The organism is Pseudoalteromonas sp. CNAT2-18.1, from assembly GCF_022347865.1.
Lineage (GTDB): Bacteria > Pseudomonadota > Gammaproteobacteria > Enterobacterales > Alteromonadaceae > Pseudoalteromonas > Pseudoalteromonas ruthenica.
In genome coordinates, this window is sequence record NZ_JAKRFR010000002.1 from 717,354 (window position 1) to 739,803 (window position 22,450).

The window sequence follows — 22,450 nt, forward strand, 5'->3', positions numbered from 1 at the left end:
TATAGATGGCTTTTTATTTGTTCACATTATTTAAACAAGTACGTCGCTAAATTTTCTCGCCCAACTTAAACAAGACGAACTCGCCAGGTTGCATTTTTTGCCAACGCTCATCATTGGTCAATGGCCGCGTTGCGATGACCGTCACTATGTCATCAGGTGTGGTTTCCTGTTGAAAGTTAACCACCATATCAGCATCAATCAAGGTGGCCTTGCCAAAAGGTGCGCGGCGAGTGATCCAGTGCAAATTGTTAGTACAATACGCCAGTACAAACACACCATCGGTTAGCAGCATATTAAATACGCCTTTTTCTCTTAGTTGGTGCGCCAGTTTGGCTGCGTAACGAAAAACACTCGCCATATTGCTGGGTTTTGTGGGGTACTTTTCACGAATTTTGTCGAGCAACCAGCAAAACGCCAGCTCACTGTCGGTATTACCAACAGGACGATAGTAAGAGGGCTTTAAATCACTGTAGTCTGAGAGCTGACCATTATGCGCGTAGGTTATCTCCTTACCCCACAACTCGCGAGTAAACGGATGGGTGTTTTCCAAGCAAGTTCGTCCACGATTCGCTTGACGAATATGACTGATCACCGACTTACTTTTTATGGGATACGCACGCACCAGTTTGGCTATTTCCGACTCGCTACTCGGCAATGGGTCTTTAAATGAGCGACACCCTTTACCCTCATAAAACGTGATCCCCCATCCATCTTTGTGCGGGCCCGTATTTCCGCCACGCTCTAACAAGCCGGTAAAACTAAAACAAATATCTGTTGGTACGTTGGCAGACATGCCAAGCAACTCACACATTTAACACTTCCCAATAAAATCAAAGATAAACTAGCTTAAGAACAAGCATGTTTTGGTATTCAAGCTGTGCAACTAGTAGTAAGGGGTTATTCGCCAGCTTTCTATACTGCTATTATTTCACAAAAACGCCAAGGGGTTAAAAGCCAGAGCCAAATTCAAACTTTCCCCTGCTTATCTGGCTGCACTCTTACCACTTGATTATTGAATAAATAACGAGAAGGCAAGGTGCACAGCCCATTTTAAAATGATCAGACTTACGCCATTATTACCGTTTGTAAGTACTAGATTGAGCATAAAACGAGTAGAGCCTATCACCTCTGTTATCATCGACTAAAATTTGTCAGTGATAAAAGGTGCAAGCACCCTATAATTAGTCCAAGAGGGCTTGCAACCCTAATTGAGTAACGCTAATCTAGCTGCTAGTGGTCAGACCTCTAACAAGGAATCAGATTATGACACTTCTTTTTTTTATACTTGCGCTTATTGTGGTGCTGTCTTACGCCAGTTACCATCGCGCCAGTTTTAATACCTGCCTCGGTCTTGCCGTTGCAACAATGATTGTCGGCACCATTGCCGGTGGTTTCGGTATCATTAGCTGGCTTATCTTTTTAGTTATTGCCGTGCCTCTGTCTGTAACGACAGTTCGACAGCAATACCTCGTAAAACCTCTTTTTGCGGCTTTTAAAAAAGTCACCCCGACGATGTCAGATACCGAAAAGTCAGCCATTGATGCTGGTACTACATGGTGGGAAGCGGATCTTTTTTGTGGTCGTCCTAACTGGAATAAACTACACCAGTACCCCATTCCAAAGCTGAGCGCTGAAGAGCAGGCTTTCCTTGATGGACCCGTGGAAGAAGTGTGCGGTATGTTTAGCGATTGGGAAGCAACCCACGAGCTTACCGATTTACCGGAAGAGGTTTGGCAATATCTGAAGGACAATAAGTTCTTCGCCATGATCATCAAAAAAGAATTTGGTGGTTTAGAGTTCTCAGCTTACGCCCAATCATGTGTGCTGCAAAAGCTCACCAGTAAGTCGACCTTGTTATCGTCAATTGTCGGTGTCCCTAACTCATTAGGCCCGGGCGAGCTACTCCAGCACTATGGAACGAAAGAGCAAAAAGACCATTACCTCCCTCGTTTGGCTAAAGGTGATGAGATCCCATGCTTCGCACTGACCTCTCCCGAAGCGGGTTCTGACGCCAGTGCCATTCCTGATTTTGGTGTGGTCTGTAAGGGTGAATTTAACGGCGAAGAAGTGACTGGTATTCGCTTAACTTGGAACAAGCGCTACATCACACTTGCACCGGTTGCGACAGTGCTTGGCCTTGCTTTTAAGCTACGTGATCCAGACGGCTTGCTGGGCGATGAAAAAGAACTCGGCATTACCTGTGCGCTTATTCCAACCGATATGGAAGGCGTAAAAATTGGCCGTCGCCACTTCCCTTTGAATGTGCCGTTCCAAAATGGCCCAACCCAAGGCGAAGACGTTTTCGTGCCATTAGACTACATCATTGGTGGTCCAAAAATGGCTGGTCAAGGCTGGCGTATGCTGGTTGAGTGTTTGTCGGTTGGTCGTGCTATTACCCTACCGTCAAATTCAACGGGCGGCATTAAATCGCTTGCTGTTGCTACTGGCGCTTACAGCCGTATTCGCCGCCAATTCCGCCTACCCATTGGCAAAATGGAAGGTGTTGAAGAAGCCATGGCGAAACTGGGTGGTTACGCCTATGCCAGTGATGCTGCGGTCAGTATGTCTACCGGCGCGGTTGATTTAGGTGAAAAGCCATCTGTCATTTCAGCCATTTTGAAATATCATCTGACCGAGCAAATGCGTGAGTCCACCATGCATGCTATGGATGTTCATGGCGGTAAGGGCATTTGCCTAGGGCCAAATAACTACCTTGGCCGAGGTTATCAAGGCGCCCCTATTGCGATCACCGTAGAAGGCGCCAACATCCTCACTCGTAACATGATTATTTACGGTCAAGGCGCGATTCGCTGTCACCCGTTTGTGTTAACCGAGCTGAATGCCTGTAGCATCGAAGACAGCAATGAAGCTTTGGATGTATTCGACAATGCCCTAATGGGCCATATCGGCTACACCATTTCTAACTTGGTGCGTACGAAGTGGCTAGCATTAACCGGAGCGCGTTTTACTAGCGTGCCTTATAAAGATGAAACCACAGAGTTTTATCGCGATGCGGCGCGTTTCAGTGCCTCTTTGGCGCTGATGTCTGATATTTGTATGGCGGTGTTTGGTGGCTCACTAAAACGCAAAGAGCGCATCTCTGCACGCCTTGGTGACATGCTAAGTTACCTGTACTTAGTATCAGCGACTTTGAAACGCTACAACGACGAAGGCCGCCGCAAAGAAGATTTGCCATTAGTTAAATGGGCCTGTCAGGAGTACTTGTATCGCTGTCAGCGTGCGCTGGCTGATTTAATCAATAACATGCCCTCAGTGTTTTTGCGCGGTGTGCTTAAGGTTATTTTGTTCCCTTGGGGCCGCCCAGTGCGCAAGCCAACTGATAAGCAAGAGCATGTTATTGCCCAGCTACTGCAAACGCCTAACGAGACTCGTGAGCGCTTGTCACAGCATATCTTCTTAACCGATGGTCCACACAGCCTACTCGGTAAACAAGAGCAGACACTACGCAACATTCTCGCTGTGGAGCCGCTGTTCGATAAGGTATGCCGCGCGACGGGCAAAAAGCTGCCTTTCACTCAGCTTGATAAGGTTGCACAAATGGGCCTTGATGAAGGCGTGCTCAGTGAGCAAGAAGCCCATCAATTGCGCGATGTCGAGCAGCAGCGTTTGGATGTGATCAACGTTGATGACTTTGATCCCGCCGACCTACTCGCGGGTAAAGCGGCCCGTAGACGACCAAACAAAAAGGCGTCTGCTGCTTAATAATTTGTGCACAATTGCACTTTTCCACGACACCAAGCCAGCATATGCTGGCTTTTTTATGGCTGTTGCAAAATTTGCTAACAATTTGCACCTAAAAAAGACCCTGCCTAGCCTTGCTTTTCCCAGCGTGAACCCGAACACTAAAAGCGAAAATAACAATACCTAAAAAACTAACAGGATATATATTTATGATAGCGAAGCATTTTATTGCCAGCGCCCTAGCAGGCGCCATCGTGCTCTCTCTAGCTGGATGCCAGCAGAGCGCTTCTAACGAGCTACAAAGTGTACAAACGCAAAGCCAGTTCCAAACTTACAGCGCCGAGACCTTCTACGATACCGTGAGTTTAAGGGGCAATAGCATCAACCATAGTGGTGATAAACTGCTACTGAGCAGTGATGAGAATGGGGTGTTTAACCTCTATGAGGTCGACATTAAAACCGGCGCTCGCACACAGCTGACCGACGCCAAAGACAGCACTTATGCACTGGCATTTTTCCCCAAGGACGACCGAATTCTGTTTAGTCGAGATAGCGGGGGTAACGAGCGCACGCACGTGTTTGTTCGCGATCAGCAAGGCGAGATCACCGACTTAACGCCCGGCGAAGAGACCCGCGCGGCATTTGCAGGCTTTAGCCAAGACGGGCAACATTTTTATGTGCTGAGCAACCAGCGTGACGCCAAGTTTATGGACTTATACAAATTCGATAGCAATAGTTATGAGTCTCAGCGTGTTTATACCAACGAAACAGGGCTCGATGTCAGTGCCATCAGCCCAGATGGCCGATATATTGCGCTAACTAAGCACCACGATAACCGTGATAGTGATTTTTATCTACTGGATACTGCATCGGGTGAAGGCCCTAAGCTTCTCAGCGCTCACGAGCAACCAGCCAAGTATAGCGCTTGGAGTTTCAGTGTTGATGGGCAATCACTGTATTACACCACGAATGCCAAAGGCGAGTTTCGCCAGATGTGGCGCTATAACTTGGCCACACAAGAGCATGAACTTGCTTTGGACGCCGACTGGGATGTCAGCTTTATGGAGTACTCAAAGTCTGGACGGTACCGCGTCAGCGCCGTCAATGCCGATGCCAGCACCCAGGTAACGATTTTAGACACCAAGACAAACCAAGAGCTGGCATTGCCATCGACACTGCCAAAAGGCACACTCAGTGGCGTCGAATTTAGTGATGATGAGCAAATCATGTCATTTTATTTAAGCTCAGATACCAGCCCACGCAATCTATATGTATGGCGCATTGGCAGCGACCAAGCGCAGCGTCTCACCAACACCCTGAGTGCAAACATTGCTGAAGAAAACCTCGTGAGCAGCGAAGTGGTCCGCTTTAAAAGCTTTGATGGACTCACCATTCCCGGCATTTTGTACAAGCCTAAGCAGGCTTCAGCCACGAATAAAGTTCCTGCTTTAGTCTGGGTGCACGGTGGCCCAGGTGGCCAAAGCCGCACGGGTTATAATGCTATGCGACAGTTCTTAGTGAACCAAGGTTACGCGGTTTTTGCAGTGAATAACCGTGGCAGTGCCGGCTATGGCAAAACCTTCTTTCACCTTGATGACAAAAAGCACGGTGAAGAAGACTTACAAGATATTATCTACGGCAAAAAGCACTTACAAACGCTGGATTGGGTCGATAACGATAAGATTGGCATTATCGGCGGCAGTTACGGTGGCTATATGACGGCGGCAGCACTCGCCTTTGCCCCCGACGAATTTGAAGTGGGTATTAATATCTTTGGCGTTACTAACTGGGTGCGGACACTAAAATCCATTCCACCTTGGTGGGAGAGCTACAAAAAGGCTCTCTACGATGAGATGGGCGATCCGGCCACCGATGAAGAGCGTCATCGTCGTATCTCACCGTTGTTCCACGCCGATAACATCAAAAAGCCATTATTAGTGGTACAAGGGGCTAATGATCCCCGAGTTTTACAGGTTGAAAGCGACGAGCTCGTTGCCGCAGTAAAAGCCAACGGGGTGCCAGTTGAGTATGTACTCTTCCCGGACGAGGGCCACGGCTTTAGTAAGCGTGAAAACCGCATTACAGCGGCCAATGCGTACCTGTCTTTTCTTGATAAACATTTAAGAGGTCAATAATACTGCTGTGGTCAGTGCATGCTGGCCACACCCTCTCCTTGTTAACTGCCTTCACGCACCGCCTACAAATGTAGCGTCGTTCTTTGTTAGCGCGCTTATAGCTATCAGTTTACTGAAAACACAGCACCCGCCTATCTATGCTTATTACAGGTAAATAGAAGCAGCACCCAACGGGTATTGAAAAGAAATATATGAAGGAATAACAAGAATGTATCTGGAAATACTGAGTGAGCACACTCAGTGGCGGAGTGGACGGGACTCGAACCCGCGACCCCCGGCGTGACAGGCCGGTATTCTAACCAACTGAACTACCACTCCGCAGTGGTATGAGTGCATCGTCTAAGTGGCGGAGTGGACGGGACTCGAACCCGCGACCCCCGGCGTGACAGGCCGGTATTCTAACCAACTGAACTACCACTCCGCAGTGACGATGTGTGTACATAGGATTTATTCAGACATTGGCGGAGTGGACGGGACTCGAACCCGCGACCCCCGGCGTGACAGGCCGGTATTCTAACCAACTGAACTACCACTCCGCGATAAGCGCTGGATAACACAATGTACTAAAAAATATAAAGATGGCGGAGTGGACGGGACTCGAACCCGCGACCCCCGGCGTGACAGGCCGGTATTCTAACCAACTGAACTACCACTCCGCAGAGATTTATATTTTTTCTATTCCGAATGGCGGAGTGGACGGGACTCGAACCCGCGACCCCCGGCGTGACAGGCCGGTATTCTAACCAACTGAACTACCACTCCGCGACGGAATAAGGTTGTTTACTTAACTGGCGGAGTGGACGGGACTCGAACCCGCGACCCCCGGCGTGACAGGCCGGTATTCTAACCAACTGAACTACCACTCCAACGAGTAAGCAAACACTGGATAACTGGCGGAGTGGACGGGACTCGAACCCGCGACCCCCGGCGTGACAGGCCGGTATTCTAACCAACTGAACTACCACTCCGCGATATCCAAACTGCCAGAAGCTCTGCCCTGACAGCGGCGTGAATGATACGAATCACCCCTTGGTGAGTCAATAGTTTTTTTGAATTTTTAGGGCTTTTTTAGTCATCTGACATCGAAAGGTTTAAAATTTCACCTGATTTATCACTTTTTGAGCCATTTTTATCTGAGTTAGCTTCAGAGCTGTTTGTTTCTTGCTCATCACTTTGGGCACTTTTTTTCTTCCAGAACAATAAATTAATATTGCCCAAAAGTGGCTTTTTTTGCACCAAGACGCGAATGGCTGCCCACCCAGCGAGCAAAATAAACACATTCCCTAACACCACTAAGCTGTAGAATAACGCATTGCTCATCGCACTTGGCTGATCACTTTGCTCTGCCAATTCGGTAGGCCCTTGGCTCACCGGTGGCGCTATTTCTTCGACCTTTTCTATGGGCCGAGCAATGGCAAATTCATAATCCGGTAAGGCTGCCATAAACTCACGGCCATTACTGTTCGTGCCATATAGCTCTATTTGCAGCGAATAACGCCCCCATTCGTAATTGCTAATGGTGATCACGCGCGTGTTATCTTGCTCAGCTGGCAATGAAAAGGCTTGTTCATCGTTATTGGGATAAAAGATCTTTCCTTGGAGCAACACCGATTGCGGATCGAGTAGCTGCTCATCGAGGGTAATGTGTAACTCGTGGCTTTCGCCTTTGGCTCCCTCATGAAGCTCATAGGTGAGCGGCGGCTCTTTGACCACCACTGGCTCTTGCACCACTTTACGTTGGATGATGGGCGTGGTCAGGGCGATCTCTGGTCGCCACTGTCCGGCGGCAAAATCAAGACGAAACTCCCCCGTGAAAATCGCATCACCCGGGCGCTCATCAAAACCTCGGCCATCATCTTTAAAGTTGGCAACATGCTCTGTGCGGGCACCAAAGTTACTGTATTCATTATTATTAGTACTAACGAAATCAACTTGCATGTTAATGACATCACGGAAGCGGCCAATTTTCACCTGCTCACCATCATTTAACACCTTCCCTGTCAGTTTAATAATTTCGCCACGAAAAAGCAGAGGGGGAAGTTCATCAACTTGAAGAGAGATATCGCCGATAACCATAATACGGCTGTCCGGCAAGATTTGCCCAACCACTTGCCAAGGCCCTGGCATCGGTTTGTTGAGCACGATTAAGTCATAGCCGAGTTCGTCATGCCACTGTAGGTTGTCGTCATTGAGTGAGTGGGTGGCATAAATTTTACTGCCATCTGGGCGCACCAACACAACGGCGGGTGAGCCTTGGCGACGGAAAAATAGCAGCGTAATCTTGTCAACATCGTGGTCAATCCGAAAGCGGTTATCCAACAGCGGGATTTCATTGCCCTCGGCCAATACGGTCAGCTTTTCCTGCTCATCGCCCAGTGCCGGCGCACTGACACCGACACCAAGTAGCAGCACCATACTGATGAGAATTAATTTTGCCATCACCACCCTTTTCACCTTTTATCTCTACTGAGTGCGCCACAAACAATGACCGCCCTCTTTCTCTACCAAGTCTAGACGCTGCTCATGTGCCGCCAACTCTTGTTCGTCCGCACGCAGCACCGTTAAGGCAGGTCTATCTGGGTTTAAACGAATGATGTCACCATCGTCGCCTTGGTTTTGCTGTTCATTATGTTGCGCCAAATTAAGTTTCTTCTGACCGCCGGTCATCGCTAAGTAGACGTCAGCAAGAATTTCAGAATCCAGTAATGCGCCGTGCAACGTTCGCTTTGCATTATCGATATCATAACGGCGGCAAAGCGCATCAAGGTTATTCTTTTGTCCGGGATGCATTTCCCGGGCCATGGTTAAAGTGTCGAGTACTTGGCACACCTGCTCAGTATTAGGGTAGCCTCGATTCAACATGGCAAATTCGTGGTCCATAAAGCCCACATCGAACGGGGCATTGTGAATAACGAGTTCTGCACCACGGATATAGTCAAGAAACTCATCGGCTATTTGGTGGTATAGCGGTTTATCTTGCAAAAACTCGTTGGTGATCCCGTGCACGTCGATGGCCTCGTCTTCGATGTCGCGCTGGGGATTAATGTAAACATGAAAATTGTTACCGGTTAGCCGGCGGTTGATCAACTCCACACAACCAATCTCAATAATGCGGTGCCCCTCTTTCGGGCTAATGCCTGTAGTTTCGGTATCAAGCACTATTTGTCTTTGCGCCATATCAGTTTACGCTCATATTTGCTATCTTTGCTGCTTCGTTCATTGTACATAATAACAAGGTAAAGCGTGCAAAAAAGCGTAGAAATTTATACCGATGGTTCGTGTTTGGGGAATCCTGGTCCAGGGGGATACGGCGTTCTTATGCGTTACGGAAAGCACGAGAAAACGCTAAGTCAAGGGTATCAAACCACGACCAATAACCGCATGGAATTACTCGCTGCAATTGTCGCTTTGGAATCGCTCACCCGCCCCTGTGACATTGTCCTTACTACCGACAGCCAATATGTAAAACAAGGCATAGAAAGTTGGTTAGCGAATTGGAAAAAACGCGGCTGGCGTACCGCCAGCAAGCAACCGGTTAAAAATGTTGATTTATGGCAGCGCCTTGACGAGGCTTGCCAACGCCACACCATTGATTGGCGCTGGGTTAAAGGCCACAGCGGACATAAAGAAAATGACATCGTCGATGAGCTCGCACGCACTGCCGCAACCAGCGCATCGTTGTTGGAAGACACCGGCTATCAACCAACAGATTGACGGTGTTGAGGCACCCACCTTGTCCCTCTTTACAGACGCCGACATATGATATAAGTTTTGGTTATATCATATACCTAAAGCGGATTAACTATGTCTCTCACCGTGGTGCCTTTTTATCATTCTCCTAGTCACACGTTAAGTTATGTGCTGTTTTGTCCTACCACGCGACATGCAGCGTTGATTGATGCGGTCGCTGATTACGATGCGGCAACAGACACACTGAGTTTTGCCAGTGCTGATATCATTATCCGCTACCTTGAACGCCATCAATTAACACTTAAATGGCTCATTGAAACACATGTACACGCCGACCACTTCAGCGCATGTAACTACGTTGGTGAGCAATGCGGTGGGCAAACGGTGGTCAGTCAATATATCAGCGATGTACAGCAAACACTTAAGCCGATATATCAGTTATCCTGTGCCACCAATGGTGAGCAATTTGACAAGCTGGTCAATGATGACGACCGCCTGCCCTTAGGTAATTATGAGCTCAAGGTCCTTGCAACACCTGGGCACACCCCAGATGGCATCAGCATTTACGTTGATGGCCATGTGTTTATTGGCGACACCTTGTTTATGCCCGATTCTGGGAGCGCGCGCTGTGACTTTCCTAAAGGCAGTGCTGAACAGCTCTACCATTCAATCCAAAAGTTGTTATCTCTACCCAGTGACACCAAGGTGTGGGTGTGTCACGACTATCAACCTGAGGGGCGAGCTTTAGACTACCACAGCACCATTGGCTGTCAGCGTGAACAAAATGTGCATTTACAACAATCAGCACCGCAGTTTATCGCACAGCGTCAGCAACGTGATGCCACCCTCAATAAGCCTAAGTTAATGGATAAAGCTGTGCCGTTTAATCTTCAGGGTGCGCGCGTCGGTGTCGCCGACTCACCTCAACGCCTTTAATAGCAGGTTTAAAACTTGGCCGTGCGTGCCATTTAGGCTTAATGGGAGTCAGGGGTGTTACCCGCTTACGTGCCACCAGCATATACACACTGCCCATGGGTTTTAAATATTGACGGCAAAAACTGCGCCAGCGGGCAAAGCGCGATAAACGCGAGCCTCGAGCCAATGAAGCATGTAAAAAGCGCTCGTCGGCTATCAGCTCAAAGCCCAATAGGTCGAGCCAGTCTTTGACTCGGGAAGGAGTAAAGAAGCGCCCGCTCCAAGGCAGTTTTTGACGGCTAAATGGGATCAGGCTAGCAGCGCCACAAAAGCTAAACGGATTAAAGCCGGTAATAACAATGTAACCACCGGCGATCAGTGTGCGATGGGCCTCACGCAAAATATGATGGGGGTCGCTGTTATATTCCAAACACAGGCTCAGAATACACGCATCCACACTGCCTTCATAGAAAGGGAGCTCATCGACTTCGGCAAGTACGCCAGCTTGTTGTGAACGCGCTGCCACCCCAACTTGATGCTTTATGGGGCTCGCGGACGTATCTAGCTGTACACTCAGATCGCCTATTTTTAACAGATGATAACCGAACATGCGCTCTAACCACGGCTGCATCTTACGTTCTACGTCATTTTGCAAGTAGTCACCATGAGGAAACTGCTGCCAGGTATAGGGCGCAGGATGTTGTTGAAAGCTTAGTGCTGGTTTCACAGATTTAGCTCGTTATACTAAGGGGCATAAGTTAACGATATAGAGCTATTCGCTATGGTGCAAGTCGACGCAATCAACGCCTTTAATGATAATTATATTTGGGCCCTGGTGCACCCCACCAAACCTCACGTTTATGTAGTCGATCCAGGGGATGCTGAACCCGTAATGCGCTACCTCGAACAGCATGACTACCAGCTGGCGGGGATACTAGTTACTCATCACCATTGGGATCACACAACAGGTGTCGCCGCACTGAAACAAGCCTACCCAGAGGCGCCGGTGTACGGACCACAGAATAGCCCATTTACGGGCATCGAGCACACGCTCGCAGATGGCGATAGCATTGACGTATTTGGGCTCAATTTCTTAGTGCGTGCCACCCCGGGGCATACCCTTGATCATATCAGCTATATCAATGAGCAGTTGGTCTTTTGTGGGGATACATTGTTCAGTGGAGGATGTGGCCGCCTATTCGAAGGCACGCCAGAGCAAATGTGGCAATCAATGCAAACCTTCCTTACCCTGAGCGACGAGACCTTGGTGTATTGCACGCACGAATATACTCAGGCAAACATGGCATTTGCCTCAGCAGCTCAACCTGAGGATGCAGAGGTGCAGCGCTACACAAACAAAGTCAATGCATTACGAGAGCAAAAACAGATGACCCTCCCTAGCACTATCGGCCAGGAAAAACGCATCAACCCTTTCCTTCGTGCCGATAAAATATCGCCACAAGCACTCCCTACGGCATATCGCCCGGCTACCAGCGGTGAACCCAGTGCAATCTTTGCAGGTCTTCGTGCTTGGAAAGACAATTTCTGAGTCTCTAACTGCGGTACAATTGCGCAAAATTTGTAGGATCTCATCAATTTTTGCTAGTATGCGCCGCAGTTTTGCCCAAAGATTAACAGTTCATGAATAAACATATACTCATCGCAGCGGTGTTATCTGCGTTTTTAAGTGGTTGCCAAACCACCTCTAGGGATGTTCCCATCACTAAACTCCCTAGCAATACTGCGTCCCCGCAAGAGATAAGCGATGCGCTAACAATCGACACCCTAGGCGGCGATGAGATAGTTGAACAGCTAGAAGAAGCACCTGTATTTGACGATGTCTGGGAGCGGATCCGCTATCAGCTCTCAATAGAAGTTCCGCAAAATCGTCCTGTGGTTGCTGAGCGTAATTACTATGCGCGCCATCAAGCTTATATGGATCGCATTGCCAAGCGTGCCGAGCCTTATTTATATTACATTGTTGAGGAAGTCGAAAAGCGTAAAATGCCGATGGAGATTGCACTGCTGCCGATTGTCGAGAGTGCTTTCGATCCCTATGGCTATTCCCATCGCAGTGCCAGTGGCATCTGGCAATTTATGCCGCAAACGGGCAAACGCTTTGGCTTAAAACAAAACTGGTGGTACGACGGGCGTCGCGATATTGCCGAATCAACCCGCGCTGCGTTGGATTATCTTTCTTATTTGCATAAAACCCTTGAAGGCGACTGGCTAAACGCGATTGCTGCCTATAATTCCGGTGAAGGGCGAGTCATGCGAGCCATTAAGAAAAATCGCCGTAAGCACCTGCCTACCGATTTCTGGTCACTTGATCTGCCACGGGAAACCACCGCCTATGTGCCAAAACTATTGGCACTGGCAGACCTACTTAAACGCCATGATGAGTTTGGCATTAAGTGGAACAAAATAGTTAATGCCCAAGTGATTGACCGTGTCGATGTTGGCTCACAGATTGACTTAGCTTTAGCAGCAGAAATGGCAGGTATTTCACTTTCTGAGCTGTACCGCCTCAACCCGGCATTCAACCGCTGGGCCACCGATCCACAGGGGCCACATCACTTACTATTGCCGCTTGATAGCATCACGCCATTCAAACAACAATTAGCGTCAGCGCAGTTGCAAGACCGCTTACGTTGGCAACAGTATGAGGTGGCTGCGGGCGATAGCTTATCGGTGATCGCTAAAAAGTTTAATACCAGCGTTGGCGCTATTCGCACTTTAAACGCATTGGAGTCAAGCACCATACGCGCAGGGCAAACGCTAACGGTACCTTTATCTGACAAGGCGGCCTCGCACTTACCAGAAAAAGTACGTTTAGCGGTCAATGGTACGACATCACTAACACGTAGCCATACCGTAAAGTCCGGCGATACGCTGTGGGATCTCAGCCGTGAGTACAACGTCACCGTAGCACAGCTAAAAGCCTGGAATAATCTGGGTAACAACGCCATGTTACGGCTAGGGCAAAAACTAAAAATTCGCCAATCCACAGGCCAAGCATTACCGCAAACGACCAACCGCACCATTACCTACAAGGTTCGTCGTGGTGACTCATTATCACGCATTGCTAAGCAATTCGGGCTGCGCGTTGGCGACATTCGCAAATGGAATAACTTAAACGGTAAAAAGTACCTCTACCCTGGGCAAAAGCTCAAACTCATTGTGGCTGTAAAACGCGGCTAAAAAAAAGCGCTCATATAGAGCGCTTTTTTTCGACATCATGCTACTCGGTTATTGCACCAGCAAACTGAGCCAACCAAGGTTGCGCCACCGGCTCGGGATCAAAGTCCTCTAGGGCATCAATATCTAAGCGTGGCAGCAGCGGCTTACCTTGCAGCTCCATCAACAGCTCTTCAACTTGCTTACCCGCACCACAAAAAGTATCGCCATAACTGCTATCCCCCATGGCAATGACCGCAAACGGGGTGCCACCTAATAAAGGAAACTGGCTTTGTAAAGCGGCGAACAGTGGCATGAGGTTATCGGGAATATCCCCTTGCCCTGTGGTCGATGTGATCACTAATATATATTCGCTGTTGCTAACATCTTCCACTTGCGGGTTATCGATCACTGTGGCTTCATGGCCGTGCTTTTGTAGCTGCTCCTCGGCACTGTCGGCTAGACGCTCCGCACCGCCATAGACACTGCCGTAAAAAATATTAATCTTGGCCATTTAAAACTCCTTCGCATAATAAGCTTGCTCACACACCGGCCACCCGAGGCGCTCGAAAACGGCGAGTGCGTGTTCACCTAGTGGTGCATTAATGTGAATCAATTCTTCGCTGTAAGGATGCCCAAAGTACACATCGGTTGCAAACAGCATTAGCCGCGAAACCTCGAAGTGCTCGGCAAAAAAGTGATTTTGCGTATTATCACCGTGGTTTACATCGTTAATCAAAGGGTGGTTAATGCCCTTCATATGGCGACGTATCTGATGCTTACGCCCTGTTTTAGGCCAACACTCCACCAGCGAATAACGAACACTGGGAAACTTTCCTAAGGCGATAGGCAGGCTTGCTTGCAACAAGCAGCGTATATCAGTGCGCGCTGATTGTGCTGGCTTGTCTTGTTGCGCGTATTTATCGGCAATTTTATCTAGTTTTTCCTTTAGCGGCCTGTCGATACATTGCTGCTCAGGGGCAAAACCTCTGACTAACGCTAGATAACGTTTGCGCATCCCTCCTTCACTGAACAGCTGTCCTGCACGGTTGGCGGCGGCACTGCTAAGCGCAAACAATAATACACCGGATGTGGGCCTGTCTAAGCGATGCAGTGGATACACATGTTGACCGATTTGATCGCGCAGCATTTGCATTGCAAATTGGGTTTCATGCTTATCCAAAAAAGAGCGATGAACCAGTAGTCCCGACGGTTTATTAATAGCGATGTAGTGCTCATCACGATATAGAATATCGAGCGGCTTTACTGGTGCAACATTTACCGAATCTGTTAAGTCGTTCACTCTCCCCCTCCGAGAGTAATATCTATGCGCTTAAGCACTGTGTGCAATTGCGCATACCGCCCTGACCAATAGACCTCAGCCATGGGTGTTAAGGCTATAGCCGAAGGCAGAGGATGTCTTGCGTGTATTAGGGCACGCATTTTGGGAATAAAGACGAACTGCAACCATTGTTCGAACCTCAGGGTATCAACACAAAAAGGTTGGCTGGATTGCAATAAATGCTCAGCAACGGGCTTATCTTGCCATAAGCCTGCATTAGCTAATTCACCTTGCAACTGCGTGAGCAATTGAGTGATGGAATACGACATAACACGGTTATTGCGGTAACTTCAAAAACGCTATATTAGCATTTCTCTTGGGTTGATGACGCAATATGCCTATAATTTGCGGAATTTTATTTTCCAGGAGCCGCGTATGAGCGACAACATCGCCACACTGGCACAATTATTAGATGCCGCCGGCACCACATGGCGTGTATTTGACATTGGTCGTCGGGTGCAAAAAATAGATAAAGCAACCTTTGCTGATATTGAGTCGACAACTATTCCTTATCCATATCCACTGGCACAGCATGCGCTACTGGCGATTCAGTTTTGGGACCCAAAAGCATCGAGTGAGCCTTATGTGTGGTTTTTGAAAATGCCGTTGGATGAGCAAAGTAAGCTGGTAGCAGCGAGTCGTGACCATTTTGCCAATATGGTGCTAGAAGCCATTGGCACATCGTTAACTGGGGCTGAGGGTGAGCAAAGCAAACTCGATAACAACCCTTATGTATTTACTCCCAATGCCAATAAGCGTGCCGCTTTCAATGCCCGTATCAAAGTAGAGTTACGGCAAAGCGCATCGCAGTACTATGAGCATGCACAGCTATATTTGAGTGGTAAGTTGGGCTGGCAAGACTGGCAAAGTGTCGCTGTGCAGGGTCTTGCCGATTTTGCTGCGCGCATTGACCATCAAGACAATGAAGCCCTGCTGTGCCAAGCATGGTCGCAGTTACCTGCACAAGTACGCCAACCTCTCGCTGCCCAGCTCGAAAATAGTGAGCTAGGTACTGAAGCAGCGCAAACCCTACTCACAAGTATCAATCAAGCGATTCAACATCAGGATAAAGCGCTACTTATTGATGCACTTCGCGCCATCAGCAGTGCACGCGCAGTGGGGCTGGTTGAACAAGCGCTGGGGCAAGTAATGAACAGTGATTACGGCCAGGATGCTGACATATGCCAGGTCATCGCTGGGCGACTTTGGGCTTATTTAGAAGCACCGCAAACCTTAGCACAGTTCTTAGAGCACTGCTGTCGAATAGACTCTGAGCAGCCATTGTTCGCCAGTATTTTTGCCGACTTAGTTGCAATCCCAATGTTGCGCCCTCATGTATTAGCTATATTACGGTCTGAGCAGCGTTCTGATGCGCTTTCTCGTGCAATTGGTGGGTTATTTTCGTCGTGAAAACCTTATGGATTCTGCTGCTGTGTGGTGGCGTGATAGCGTTGTTTTGGTATCGCCGTAAAGTGGCAGAAACTGCGCGGTTACATGCTCAGCGTCAAGCTGAACAATTAGGCGTGCAATTTGTTAGTGTTGCTTGCAAACAGTGGCGTTTAGCGATTTTAAGTAATGGTAAGCTTGGGATCCGCAGCCGCTTTATGTTTGAGTTTTCCAGTGACGGCGAAACCTTGTATGAGGGAGAGTTGTGGATGGAGAATGAACGTTTACGTAAGGCCGATATCCCACCGCACAGAATCTAAAAAAACTAAGGCGTGACTGTAAGTCACGCCCTAATCTGCATCATCCTTGCGCGGTATCCATCACCGCTGACCTTAAGGTCGTCCCTTTTGCTTTCCTTGCTCGATTACCCTATCTAACCGATGCACATCCTGTGCTTTGTTCCTTGCTTCATCCTGAAGTGTTCCTCTTGCCTCCTTGGCCATTCCTAGGCATCCCGCCTTCCCTGCACGTCCTGTGCTCCTGTCCTTTAACGGCGTCCGTTACCGTCTATTCCATTACTATTCCTGCATTACTTTGCGTGGTTGGCCTACATCCGTTCCTTAGCCAAGTGCATCCTGCACTGTTGTCGTCCTGACAATGATAAGTTTAGAGAAAAGCCAAAAAGATGCAGCAAGTGCTTTGCAAAAAGTTTTATTGCAATAATGTAGAAACAATGAAGCAGCCTATATAAATCAATAGGTTAAACTTATTATGGAGCTAAAGGTAGGGACATATTCATCGTTAAACCCACACCAATGTGAGAGATCTCTCACATTGAAATTTCCATTAAACGCAATGTGGACTTTTTTTGAATAACAACTCTCCACTGACTTTGCTAAATTGCAATGTTTGCATGGTCTCAAAACCGTGGTTAGCAAAGAAAGTTTGATGCTGAGACTGCGTAACAAACACTGCAAGTCCTTGCGTTTCGTTATCTTCCTCAACAAGATTATCAAGGCCTTTAAGAAGGTAGTGACCATAACCTTGGCGTTGATAGTGAGGATCCACCGCAATAAAGGCTAAAAATAAGTAGCGCCCCATCGTTTTTAAGGCGTTGCGAATGGTCTTTTCCTTTTCAATGAGCTGCTGAGTCGTCAAATAGCCAGCACTGAGCATCAGTTTCAGTCGCCAGTGCCAATAACGATCCGCCTGCATGCTGGCGTCAGATTGAAATACACAAGCAATGGCTCGCAGAGCATCATCAACATACAAGCCAACTAATGGTTGTTTGGCCTGCCAAAAACTGTGTAGTTCTTCACGGATGAGCGCGCGTAACTTTTTTTCATACTCTTGGGTTTTACTGCTCTCGGCGCTGAATATTTCTCGCATTAGCGGGTCGTCATGATAAGCCTGATAAATCAGGCTCGCAGCCACGTTCAAATCTTCCGGAGTAAGATACCTAACTTTATAGTCGCCGAGCATGGTATTTCCTTGTTATCGTTGTTGTTCTATAGTTAACCATAGCCTTTTATGAGCACAATGGAAACATTATATGGATACCTCAAAACATACGATGACGACCCTTTTTCAACAGCTCGGCCTGCCCAGCAGCGATGAGCAAATTGAACAATTTGTGACTGACCACAAATTAAGCCCTGAGCTCAAACTCGCTGATGCGCCGTTTTGGTCACAGGCGCAGCGCCACTTTATTACAGAATCTTTGGAACAAGATGCGGATTGGTGCGAATTAATTGACGAGTTAGACGCCCAGCTAAGGCATTAATACAGCGATAAAGCTCGTCCAAGACAGGTGTGGTTCATACTTTCTTCGTTAATATTGAACATCCAAAATTAGGGTCCTTGCGGCCCTTTGCTTTATACTGTTCAGCGATTAAAAAGAAGGAATCCATTTGTATGAACCCTGTGGTTTTTGACGCCATCAAAGCCTTATTAGCACAAAACAAAACACCTACCGTAGCAATGACCAAAGCGATGCTCAAAGAGCCCGTGCCGATGCCAATGATTATTGCCGCTGTAAGCCAATATAAAAATAACCCCGAGGCATTCAAAAACATGGTCATAGAGCCACAATTGCCGAATAACGAACAAAAGTCGACACAACTTGATCGCATTGAGGAAAAACTTGATAAACTACTCGCTTTGCTCGAGAACTCAAAATAGCGAATGTTTGTTGTAGACCTCACTTTTGACTGTTACCAAGACACCCAACTCAGCGCTGCCGAGCAGGCGATAAATCAGACGGTGGTGGCGCTTCGAGCCAATGGCCAAATCATCGGCGATGAATTTCCAACCGTATTGAAAGAAGGCTTCTTCGTGACTCGGGTAATGTGCCCAGAAGAGGATTCATTGCACCCGCTCAACCACAGTCCGTTTGTGAAGTTTGCGCTCGATAAGTTAAACGATGCCGGGTTGTTAGCGCCCAAAGTCAAGGTTATAGGGCAAGATATTCACGCCAATAGTGCAGATAACTGCGCTGCACCGAGCAGTTACATTCTTTACACTACCTATTTGCATACGTGCAGCCCGTTGTATTGTGGTGATGATTTTTTACCGGTGCCGCTGTATCACATTCCTGCTATCGCCAACGGCGATTACAAGACACTGATAAAATGGCAAGAAGACTGGCAGGCATGCGATCAAATCCAAATTAATGGTGCAACACGCTGCGAATTTGCGGCGCTGCATGAGATCAGCGCCTTTGATAGCGACCTGACTCGTCGCGGCTTGGACTTGGCAAAGCGGATCCGTTATCTAACCAAAAAGCCAGTCTACTATTACTTGTACCGTGTCGGTGGCGAGAGCCTGACAGCCGAGCAACAACGTCGCTGCCCAAGCTGCGATGGTCATTGGCACCTAGCAGAGCCATGGTTTGGATTGTTCGACTTTCGCTGTGAACAATGTCAGTTGGTATCTAATATTTCCTGGGATCACCAATAGTGTTTACAGCACGTCTAATTGCTGTAACAACGAGCTGATATCATCCGCCAAAACATGGTGCGGTTCTTTACCGACATATTCTAAGCAGACTGCACCATCGTCCAATCGCACGCTCAGCAACAAATCATCCTGCTCGGTCAGCCCAATAAACACGGTGTCTTGCTGCTTTAACCGACGTTTCATTAATACATGACCGGTTATATTTTGCTGTAAGCGTACAAAGTCGTCCTCGTTCCAAGGTAAAAGGAGCTCCACGCCATGACCGTCGATGCTCGCCGGCAGATTACCACTGTAGTAGCTGCCAAATAATTCGCTCAGTTGTTGTGGGAAAGGCACTTCCAGGGCCGCTGCCAATTCATTTAAGTCAGCACTGGGGGTACGCTCATGAATTTGCCATTGAACTTGCTGCTGTTGTTCGGTGCCGGCAATGGCTGCAGGGCTGGGCGAGTCCGGGTCGAAAAACGCCAGCGGGTTACGGCCATACTGTTGTTGCTCGTTGCTAATGTGTGCCTGTAAACAGCGCCGAAGTTCTGTGCTTACGCTCATGCATGCCTCAAATAATTTAGGTATAATTACGCCATATTGTAACGCCAAATAGCACAGCATGACAGATTACAGCAACGCCCCAGAGTTAAAAGCCAGCCTACTCGGCAAGGCAACTGAGTATAAAGACAGCTACGATCCATCCCTACTTTATCCCATAGCACGCAAGCTTAATCGTGATGATTTGCAAATAGATGAGCGTGCCCTGCCCTTTAAAGGGGAGGATATTTGGACCGGTTACGAGTTATCGTGGCTTAATCCTAAAGGCAAACCACAGGTCGCGGTGGCCACCTTTACTTTCCCTTGTCAAAGCCCAGATATTATTGAGTCTAAGTCGTTTAAGTTGTACTTAAACAGCTTCAACCAAAGCCGGTTTGAAAGCATGCAAGCAGTGCAGCAAACCATGGCCAAAGACTTAAGTGCGGCGACCCAAAGTGAGGTGCAAGTAACACTGTATGGCCCTGAGGATTATCAGCACTTCGCAGCCACAGCGTTACCAGGTCAGTGCATTGACGAGCTCGATATCACCGTCGATACCTATGAGTTGACACCAAGCTTACTGCGCCTAGCCGACGATGCGCAGCAAGTTGAACAAACCCTGCATAGTCACTTATTGAAGTCTAATTGCTTGATCACCTCACAACCCGATTGGGCGAGCGTGGTTATACGCTACCAAGGCCCCTCTCTTTGTCATGAGTCGCTGCTGCGTTACCTGATTTCATTTCGCAGCCACAACGAGTTTCACGAGCAGTGTGTGGAGCGCATTTTTACCGATATTATGGCCTGTGCACCCATGCAGTCCCTAGAGGTCTATGCCCGCTACACTCGCCGTGGCGGCCTGGATATTAACCCTTACCGCGCCACACACAGCGATAAAACCTTATTTGACGTGCGCATTAACCGCCAATAATCGTCGGTACATTCATGGCGCAGGTATCAATATAATCAGGCGTGGTCACAAACCACGCCTCGGGGCGATTTTTTCGCGCTGCAACGAGCGCTGCAAAGCTGTGTGAGTCGGTGCGCATTACTTTAATTACCGGGCGCTGCTTGGCAGGCAGTTGATCAGCAAATTGGATATCAACAATTGGGTTAAAAGGCTTTCCTGGCTTTGGCGAGCGCTGCAGCTGCTGTATATGAGCCATGCCCGCAAGTACGCGACCAAATACGCTAATGTTCTTATCCAAGTAACGCGGTGCCTGACCAAGCACTACAAAAAATTCACTGGTTGCGCTGTCGACTCCATTGCCCCGTGCCATACCTAATGCGCCAGGACAGTGAATTTGCCACGTTTGTGTGCCCTGCTTATTTTGACCGACGGCAAAGCCATTAATAAAGCCACTGCGCGCGCTGTAACCATCATCTTCATTGATGACGATATCTAACGGCCGCGCTGTTTCGCTGTGACTGACAAACTCGTTTTCCAGCGCCGGCACATCCGTGTCTTTGTCTCCAGCGCCGCCTTGGGCAACAAAGCCTTCGACAAAACGATACATACTTAGCCCACGATAGAAGCCTTGGCTAGCTAGTGAGCGCAAGCGCTCAACATGCGCTGGCGCCAGCTCTGGGTTTACCTCCAGATACACTATCCCTGTCGCTAAGGTAATCATCATTAAGTTTTCATCAGTAACGGCTCGCCATTCGCTGGCATTGGCGTTATCAATAATAGTTGTAGGAGAGGGGTTGTCGTCTGCACTGGTAGTCGCGCTTAAAACTAAGCTCACAACTATTAGTAGGCGTGTGATCATTGGCGAGTTCCTTGTTTATTATTATACCAATAATGGGAAATATGTAACGGTGCTGAGGCGGGTAATAACGGATTGGTCAAGCGAATATAATTGCGTGTTGCCAGTTCCGCCGCATCAATATTAGGGACTAAATGGGTGTGCAGTAAGCGCTCTATGGTGCCATCTGAAAATAAGCTTCGCAGCGCCGAGCTCAGCAATTGGTGGCGCTGTTTATCACCTTTTGCAACAAACAAGTACACCGCCGACGGGTAATAAAAGACATTGTGTTTGTCGTATATCAGCCCCTTAGGCAGTGATTGGGGGTCAAATGCTGTGAGCTCTTCAGGCAGAAAGTCGAAGCGGCCTTTTCTCAGCATATCGTAATGAGACGATGATTTAGAAAATGCATCCACCGTGAAACCGTTACGGCTGAACACATTGGCATCCGGCCAATCTTCACTTAGACCCACTCGTAATGATGAAAAATCGCTTATATAATTTTTTTGCGCCAGGATATCGGGATTATCAGAGCGCACTAGCGCAATGCGATAACCCAGTAACCCTTTGGCTATCGGGATTAAAATCGCCCACCCTTGTTGCTCTCGCTGCTGCGAAGTCACACCCCAGAATAAATCAATACCGTGCTCATCCCCCAACAGTTGAATCGCTCGTTGCTGTGATGGCAGATGGTCAACATACTGGTATGTGACCTGCTTTTGGTGCAAACACTCAATGCGCTCAGCTAGTTTAGTAAATAATGCCTGCATATAAGGATGATCGGCCTGTGCGACACGCATCGTCACCGACTGCTGCGCACCACACTCGCATATCACCAGTAATAAAGACAATGCCCATAGCCAGCATTTGAACATGCG

Annotated in this window: 23 protein-coding genes and 7 tRNA genes; 12 read left to right on the plus strand and 18 right to left on the minus strand. The window is 48.2% G+C overall.

The genetic code is table 11. The annotated features are described in order from the left end of the window. Nucleotides 1-46 precede the first annotated feature (46 nt). Complete coding sequence (locus tag MHM94_RS06670; protein ID WP_022946720.1) at nucleotides 47-811, minus strand: class II glutamine amidotransferase; 765 nt, start codon at nucleotides 809-811, stop codon at nucleotides 47-49. A gap of 452 nt (nucleotides 812-1,263) precedes the next feature. On the opposite strand from MHM94_RS06670, the gene fadE reads away from it, so the two are divergent. After that, on the plus strand, nucleotides 1,264-3,723 hold the full coding sequence (fadE, locus tag MHM94_RS06675; RefSeq protein WP_022946719.1) for an acyl-CoA dehydrogenase FadE: 2,460 nt from the start codon (nucleotides 1,264-1,266) through the stop codon (nucleotides 3,721-3,723). 188 nt (nucleotides 3,724-3,911) lie between these two features. Continuing rightward, nucleotides 3,912-5,837: a S9 family peptidase gene (locus tag MHM94_RS06680; protein WP_235418824.1), complete on the plus strand. Its 1,926-nt coding sequence runs from the start codon at nucleotides 3,912-3,914 to the stop codon at nucleotides 5,835-5,837. 241 nt (nucleotides 5,838-6,078) lie between these two features. Here MHM94_RS06680 and MHM94_RS06685 read toward each other — a convergent pair. From MHM94_RS06685 to dnaQ, 9 genes are all read right to left on the minus strand, one after another. After that, nucleotides 6,079-6,155 (minus strand) — tRNA-Asp (locus MHM94_RS06685). A 26-nt stretch (nucleotides 6,156-6,181) separates the two neighbouring features. Then, a tRNA-Asp gene (locus MHM94_RS06690) sits at nucleotides 6,182-6,258 on the minus strand. A 38-nt stretch (nucleotides 6,259-6,296) separates the two neighbouring features. Further along, nucleotides 6,297-6,373 (minus strand) — tRNA-Asp (locus MHM94_RS06695). Between the two features lie 43 nt (nucleotides 6,374-6,416). Beyond that, a tRNA-Asp gene (locus MHM94_RS06700) sits at nucleotides 6,417-6,493 on the minus strand. A 29-nt stretch (nucleotides 6,494-6,522) separates the two neighbouring features. Then, nucleotides 6,523-6,599, minus strand: a tRNA-Asp gene (locus tag MHM94_RS06705). 27 nt (nucleotides 6,600-6,626) lie between these two features. Beyond that, nucleotides 6,627-6,703: transfer RNA gene (locus MHM94_RS06710), tRNA-Asp, on the minus strand. A 25-nt stretch (nucleotides 6,704-6,728) separates the two neighbouring features. Continuing rightward, nucleotides 6,729-6,805: transfer RNA gene (locus MHM94_RS06715), tRNA-Asp, on the minus strand. Between the two features lie 100 nt (nucleotides 6,806-6,905). Then, nucleotides 6,906-8,276: a TIGR03503 family protein gene (locus MHM94_RS06720; protein WP_130148401.1), complete on the minus strand. Its 1,371-nt coding sequence runs from the start codon at nucleotides 8,274-8,276 to the stop codon at nucleotides 6,906-6,908. Between the two features lie 24 nt (nucleotides 8,277-8,300). Continuing rightward, the gene (dnaQ, locus tag MHM94_RS06725; RefSeq protein ID WP_022946716.1) at nucleotides 8,301-9,014 is read right to left on the minus strand and encodes a DNA polymerase III subunit epsilon; all 714 of its coding nucleotides are present in this window, start codon (nucleotides 9,012-9,014) and stop codon (nucleotides 8,301-8,303) included. A 66-nt stretch (nucleotides 9,015-9,080) separates the two neighbouring features. Here dnaQ and rnhA point away from each other — a divergent pair, with 66 nt between their 5' ends. Together rnhA and MHM94_RS06735 are read left to right on the plus strand one after the other, a co-directional pair. Further along, the gene (gene rnhA / locus MHM94_RS06730) at nucleotides 9,081-9,551 is read left to right on the plus strand and encodes a ribonuclease HI (RefSeq protein WP_130148399.1); all 471 of its coding nucleotides are present in this window, start codon (nucleotides 9,081-9,083) and stop codon (nucleotides 9,549-9,551) included. A 90-nt stretch (nucleotides 9,552-9,641) separates the two neighbouring features. After that, nucleotides 9,642-10,463, plus strand: a complete 822-nt coding sequence (locus MHM94_RS06735; RefSeq protein ID WP_235418823.1) for an MBL fold metallo-hydrolase — start codon at nucleotides 9,642-9,644, stop codon at nucleotides 10,461-10,463. Here MHM94_RS06735 and MHM94_RS06740 read toward each other — a convergent pair. Further along, nucleotides 10,411-11,169 (minus strand): class I SAM-dependent methyltransferase, encoded by a 759-nt coding sequence (locus MHM94_RS06740; RefSeq protein WP_022946713.1) that lies wholly within the window; start codon nucleotides 11,167-11,169, stop codon nucleotides 10,411-10,413. The genes MHM94_RS06735 and MHM94_RS06740 overlap by 53 nt on opposite strands. A gap of 54 nt (nucleotides 11,170-11,223) precedes the next feature. Here MHM94_RS06740 and gloB point away from each other — a divergent pair, with 54 nt between their 5' ends. Both gloB and MHM94_RS06750 read left to right on the plus strand, forming a co-directional pair. Continuing rightward, nucleotides 11,224-11,991 (plus strand): hydroxyacylglutathione hydrolase, encoded by a 768-nt coding sequence (gene gloB, locus MHM94_RS06745; RefSeq protein WP_151172515.1) that lies wholly within the window; start codon nucleotides 11,224-11,226, stop codon nucleotides 11,989-11,991. Nucleotides 11,992-12,083: 92 nt separating this feature from the next. Then, entirely contained in the window at nucleotides 12,084-13,643 is a 1,560-nt protein-coding gene (locus tag MHM94_RS06750) for a LysM peptidoglycan-binding domain-containing protein (protein WP_235418822.1), read from the plus strand. Between the two features lie 40 nt (nucleotides 13,644-13,683). On the opposite strand, the gene MHM94_RS06755 is transcribed toward MHM94_RS06750, so the two are convergent. From MHM94_RS06755 to MHM94_RS06765, 3 genes are read right to left on the minus strand one after another with little or no spacing between them, the layout of a single operon-like run. Next, nucleotides 13,684-14,133, minus strand: coding sequence for a flavodoxin (locus tag MHM94_RS06755; RefSeq protein ID WP_138548983.1), 450 nt, complete (start codon nucleotides 14,131-14,133; stop codon nucleotides 13,684-13,686). Further along, the gene (truC, locus tag MHM94_RS06760; protein WP_235418821.1) at nucleotides 14,134-14,922 is read right to left on the minus strand and encodes a tRNA pseudouridine(65) synthase TruC; all 789 of its coding nucleotides are present in this window, start codon (nucleotides 14,920-14,922) and stop codon (nucleotides 14,134-14,136) included. Then, a complete protein-coding gene (locus tag MHM94_RS06765; protein ID WP_151172513.1) occupies nucleotides 14,919-15,230 on the minus strand; it encodes a YqcC family protein in 312 nt (103 codons plus the stop codon). The genes truC and MHM94_RS06765 overlap by 4 nt, the downstream gene beginning before the upstream one ends. 106 nt (nucleotides 15,231-15,336) lie before the next feature. Between MHM94_RS06765 and MHM94_RS06770 the strand changes: the two genes are divergently transcribed. Beyond that, complete coding sequence (locus MHM94_RS06770; protein WP_235418820.1) at nucleotides 15,337-16,371, plus strand: DUF3549 family protein; 1,035 nt, start codon at nucleotides 15,337-15,339, stop codon at nucleotides 16,369-16,371. Continuing rightward, nucleotides 16,368-16,667, plus strand: coding sequence for a DUF3301 domain-containing protein (locus MHM94_RS06775; RefSeq protein WP_022946706.1), 300 nt, complete (start codon nucleotides 16,368-16,370; stop codon nucleotides 16,665-16,667). The genes MHM94_RS06770 and MHM94_RS06775 overlap by 4 nt, the downstream gene beginning before the upstream one ends. A gap of 526 nt (nucleotides 16,668-17,193) precedes the next feature. On the opposite strand, the gene MHM94_RS06780 is transcribed toward MHM94_RS06775, so the two are convergent. Continuing rightward, complete coding sequence (locus tag MHM94_RS06780; protein WP_022946705.1) at nucleotides 17,194-17,829, minus strand: GNAT family N-acetyltransferase; 636 nt, start codon at nucleotides 17,827-17,829, stop codon at nucleotides 17,194-17,196. Nucleotides 17,830-17,899: 70 nt separating this feature from the next. Here MHM94_RS06780 and MHM94_RS06785 point away from each other — a divergent pair, with 70 nt between their 5' ends. The 3 genes from MHM94_RS06785 (at nucleotide 17,900) to MHM94_RS06795 (ending at nucleotide 19,305) form a co-directional block, all read left to right on the plus strand. Continuing rightward, complete coding sequence (locus MHM94_RS06785) at nucleotides 17,900-18,130, plus strand: DUF2789 domain-containing protein (protein ID WP_022946704.1); 231 nt, start codon at nucleotides 17,900-17,902, stop codon at nucleotides 18,128-18,130. A gap of 131 nt (nucleotides 18,131-18,261) precedes the next feature. Next, nucleotides 18,262-18,528, plus strand: a complete 267-nt coding sequence (locus MHM94_RS06790; protein WP_022946703.1) for a hypothetical protein — start codon at nucleotides 18,262-18,264, stop codon at nucleotides 18,526-18,528. A 3-nt stretch (nucleotides 18,529-18,531) separates the two neighbouring features. Then, nucleotides 18,532-19,305, plus strand: a complete 774-nt coding sequence (locus MHM94_RS06795) for a Zn-ribbon-containing protein (protein WP_022946702.1) — start codon at nucleotides 18,532-18,534, stop codon at nucleotides 19,303-19,305. A 3-nt stretch (nucleotides 19,306-19,308) separates the two neighbouring features. Here the strand turns inward: MHM94_RS06795 and syd are convergent, their stop codons facing one another. Next, nucleotides 19,309-19,851 (minus strand): SecY-interacting protein, encoded by a 543-nt coding sequence (syd, locus tag MHM94_RS06800; RefSeq protein ID WP_235418819.1) that lies wholly within the window; start codon nucleotides 19,849-19,851, stop codon nucleotides 19,309-19,311. Nucleotides 19,852-19,909: 58 nt separating this feature from the next. Here syd and queF point away from each other — a divergent pair, with 58 nt between their 5' ends. Then, nucleotides 19,910-20,758, plus strand: coding sequence for an NADPH-dependent 7-cyano-7-deazaguanine reductase QueF (gene queF, locus MHM94_RS06805; RefSeq protein ID WP_235418818.1), 849 nt, complete (start codon nucleotides 19,910-19,912; stop codon nucleotides 20,756-20,758). Here queF and MHM94_RS06810 read toward each other — a convergent pair. Both MHM94_RS06810 and MHM94_RS06815 read right to left on the minus strand, forming a co-directional pair. Beyond that, on the minus strand, nucleotides 20,745-21,596 hold the full coding sequence (locus MHM94_RS06810) for a peptidylprolyl isomerase (RefSeq protein ID WP_235418817.1): 852 nt from the start codon (nucleotides 21,594-21,596) through the stop codon (nucleotides 20,745-20,747). The two genes, queF and MHM94_RS06810, sit on opposite strands and share 14 nt — an antisense overlap. Further along, complete coding sequence (locus MHM94_RS06815) at nucleotides 21,593-22,447, minus strand: hypothetical protein (protein ID WP_235418816.1); 855 nt, start codon at nucleotides 22,445-22,447, stop codon at nucleotides 21,593-21,595. Before MHM94_RS06815 ends, MHM94_RS06810 begins: the two co-directional genes overlap by 4 nt. Nucleotides 22,448-22,450 lie beyond the last annotated feature (3 nt).

What these genes read in the sequence shown, in the direction of transcription:
- MHM94_RS06790 (WP_022946703.1), top strand. Translation starts at nt 18,262, where the DNA reads ATGAACCCTGTGGTTTTTGACGCCATCAAAGCCTTATTAGCACAAAAC.
- MHM94_RS06765 (WP_151172513.1), bottom strand. Translation starts at nt 15,230, where the DNA reads ATGTCGTATTCCATCACTCAATTGCTCACGCAGTTGCAAGGTGAATTA.
- MHM94_RS06720 (WP_130148401.1), bottom strand. Translation starts at nt 8,276, where the DNA reads ATGGCAAAATTAATTCTCATCAGTATGGTGCTGCTACTTGGTGTCGGT.
- syd (WP_235418819.1), bottom strand. Translation starts at nt 19,851, where the DNA reads ATGAGCGTAAGCACAGAACTTCGGCGCTGTTTACAGGCACACATTAGC.
- fadE (WP_022946719.1), top strand. Translation starts at nt 1,264, where the DNA reads ATGACACTTCTTTTTTTTATACTTGCGCTTATTGTGGTGCTGTCTTAC.
- gloB (WP_151172515.1), top strand. Translation starts at nt 11,224, where the DNA reads ATGGTGCAAGTCGACGCAATCAACGCCTTTAATGATAATTATATTTGG.
- MHM94_RS06810 (WP_235418817.1), bottom strand. Translation starts at nt 21,596, where the DNA reads ATGATCACACGCCTACTAATAGTTGTGAGCTTAGTTTTAAGCGCGACT.
- MHM94_RS06770 (WP_235418820.1), top strand. Translation starts at nt 15,337, where the DNA reads ATGAGCGACAACATCGCCACACTGGCACAATTATTAGATGCCGCCGGC.
- MHM94_RS06670 (WP_022946720.1), bottom strand. Translation starts at nt 811, where the DNA reads ATGTGTGAGTTGCTTGGCATGTCTGCCAACGTACCAACAGATATTTGT.
- MHM94_RS06750 (WP_235418822.1), top strand. Translation starts at nt 12,084, where the DNA reads ATGAATAAACATATACTCATCGCAGCGGTGTTATCTGCGTTTTTAAGT.
- MHM94_RS06780 (WP_022946705.1), bottom strand. Translation starts at nt 17,829, where the DNA reads ATGCTCGGCGACTATAAAGTTAGGTATCTTACTCCGGAAGATTTGAAC.
- MHM94_RS06785 (WP_022946704.1), top strand. Translation starts at nt 17,900, where the DNA reads ATGGATACCTCAAAACATACGATGACGACCCTTTTTCAACAGCTCGGC.
- MHM94_RS06735 (WP_235418823.1), top strand. Translation starts at nt 9,642, where the DNA reads ATGTCTCTCACCGTGGTGCCTTTTTATCATTCTCCTAGTCACACGTTA.
- MHM94_RS06795 (WP_022946702.1), top strand. Translation starts at nt 18,532, where the DNA reads ATGTTTGTTGTAGACCTCACTTTTGACTGTTACCAAGACACCCAACTC.
- queF (WP_235418818.1), top strand. Translation starts at nt 19,910, where the DNA reads ATGACAGATTACAGCAACGCCCCAGAGTTAAAAGCCAGCCTACTCGGC.
- MHM94_RS06815 (WP_235418816.1), bottom strand. Translation starts at nt 22,447, where the DNA reads ATGTTCAAATGCTGGCTATGGGCATTGTCTTTATTACTGGTGATATGC.
- MHM94_RS06680 (WP_235418824.1), top strand. Translation starts at nt 3,912, where the DNA reads ATGATAGCGAAGCATTTTATTGCCAGCGCCCTAGCAGGCGCCATCGTG.
- MHM94_RS06755 (WP_138548983.1), bottom strand. Translation starts at nt 14,133, where the DNA reads ATGGCCAAGATTAATATTTTTTACGGCAGTGTCTATGGCGGTGCGGAG.
- dnaQ (WP_022946716.1), bottom strand. Translation starts at nt 9,014, where the DNA reads ATGGCGCAAAGACAAATAGTGCTTGATACCGAAACTACAGGCATTAGC.